A 697-nucleotide genomic window follows, 5' to 3' on the forward strand; every position below is an offset into this window, starting at 1 on the left:
TTGCTCCATGGCCCTTCGGGGGATTCTGCTGTTACGACCCAATTGGTTCCGCCGGCTGGAAAATAGATATAAAATAGTCCCTTATGATAGATCAAATCTGGTGCCATGATCGATCCGCCCACATGCTCAAGAATCGCGTGGCCGATTGGCTCCCAATCGATCAGATTATGGGAATGCCACACGAGAAGCCCCGGGGTATAGTGGAATGAAGAATGCGTCATATAATAGTGACGGCCGACTCTAACAATAGATGGATCCGGATAGTCGCCTGCAAAAATAGTGTGAATCCCTTGAATTAGTGACATGGTGAGCCTCCAGTTTTATAAAAAAATTCAATAAGCCAGTTGAAAGGTCGCAAAGGGTTTATCTTGATTACACTCGATTGCCGAAATCCGAATATGAGCGCCATCGGCTATAACAAACAAATCCGGATATACATACGGAAAGAAAGAGGACCAAGACGGGTCGCTCAGCCCTCGGAATCGATGAAGGTACACTCCTCCCGGAAGGAGTCGCTATCCTCCCAACCGCTTAATCGCTGCACGAACTGCGTGCATCTCAAGGCATTTCATATGAAGATTGTTGCACGATTTAATTCACTTTAACAAGCTGCCATTGCTGGCTATTGACGCCCGTATCGCTAGATTGGATGAGCTGTGCGGGAACTGTCGTTGAAGAGCCGGTAACATCGGCCAAG

Annotated in this window: 1 protein-coding gene; it reads right to left on the reverse strand. The window is 47.6% G+C overall.

What is annotated here, in order from left to right:
* Positions 1–305: family 43 glycosylhydrolase (locus ASG89_RS16940; protein ID WP_157276691.1), on the reverse strand; the 305-nt coding region annotated here is incomplete at its 3' end.
* Positions 306–697: the final 392 nt, after the last annotated feature.

The sequence above is a fragment of the Paenibacillus sp. Soil766 genome, from assembly GCF_001428105.1.
GTDB lineage: Bacteria > Bacillota > Bacilli > Paenibacillales > NBRC-103111 > Paenibacillus_E.